Raw genomic sequence first — 1297 nt, forward strand, 5'->3', positions numbered from 1 at the left:
GGACCGTGCCGGCGGCGAGCTCGCGGGTCAGCGTGCCCACGGCCTGCGGCCCGCCGTCCGTCAGCGCGCGCACCAGGGCCGTGCCGACGATCGCGCCGTCGGCGTAGGCGCCGATCTCGCGGACGTGCGCGGCCCGGGAGACGCCGAGGCCAACGCACACGTGCTCCGCCCCGGCATCCTGAGCCCGGCGGACCACGGTCTCGGCCACGGTGGACACCGCGTCGCGGGCGCCGGTGACGCCCATGACCGACACGGCGTACACGAAGCCGCGGGAGGAGTCGACGGTGAGGCGCACCCGCTCGTCCGTGGACGAGGGCGCGGTGAGGAACACGCGGTCCAGGCCGTGACGGTCCGAGGCCTCCATCCAGGCGCCGGCCTCCTCGGGCACGAGGTCGGGGGTGACGAGACCGGCGCCCCCGGCCTCGGCTAGGCGGCGCGCGAACTCGTCGACGCACATACGGTCCCCGAGATTCCAGTACGTCATCACCAGCACCGCGGCGTCAGTGCGCTGGGTCACCCGTCGGATGATGTCGAACACGTCGGCCACGTGGAAACCCGCCTGCAGGGCGGCCTGGGTCGCGGCCTGGATCACGGGGCCGTCCATCACGGGGTCCGTGTAGGGCAGGCCCAGCTCGATGACATCGGCGCCGTTCTCCGCGGCGGCGACGACGGCCTCGACGCACTCGTCCACGGACGGGTAGCCGGCCGGCAGGAAGGCGACGAGGCCGGTGCGGCCGGCCGCCTTCGCGGCATCCAGGGCCGCGGCGGTCTTGGAGTGCACGGTCATGCCGGTCACTGCTCCTCTCCGGGGGTCATCTCCTCGAGCGGGTCCTTCTCCTCCGCGGCCGTGCCGAGGCCGAACCAGGCCGCCGCCGTGGCGACGTCCTTGTCCCCGCGGCCGGAGAGGTTGACGAGGATCCGCTCGTCCCGAGTTCGAAGCGAGGTGCTGCGCTACCCAGCACGACAACCAGGCCCTGGTTTAAATCACATGACGAGTGCCTTCACCACGCCCAGAGCGGCTCAGGATCCGGTATCGCCCGTCCCCGCCTGCGGAGACGCAATATCCATGAGGTTCTCAGGTGAGGGGGGAGAGTTCCCTGACGGGTGTTTCGGGGCGGCCGGTCTTGCTCCAGGCCAGCACATTGCGGGCCTGGATCATGGGGTACTCGACGAACGTGCGATCGGAGAGAAAGCCGATGTGTGGAGTGACGACGACCCGGGGGTGACGCACCAACGGGTGGTCCGGTCCGGCAGGCTCCTCCGAGAGCACGTCGAGGGCGGCACCGCGCACGCGACC

At 71.7% G+C, this 1297-nt stretch carries 2 protein-coding genes; both read right to left on the bottom strand.

The annotated features are described in order from the left end of the window. Positions 1 to 787: tryptophan synthase subunit alpha (trpA, locus tag ACFWJO_RS39620; protein ID WP_386873135.1), on the bottom strand; the 787-nt coding region annotated here is incomplete at its 3' end. A gap of 288 nt (positions 788 to 1075) precedes the next feature. Beyond that, positions 1076 to 1297: NAD(P)-dependent oxidoreductase (locus ACFWJO_RS39625; RefSeq protein WP_386873137.1), on the bottom strand; the 222-nt coding region annotated here is incomplete at its 5' end.

The sequence above is a fragment of the Streptomyces sp. NPDC127092 genome (genome assembly GCF_042722475.1).
GTDB lineage: Bacteria > Actinomycetota > Actinomycetes > Streptomycetales > Streptomycetaceae > Streptomyces.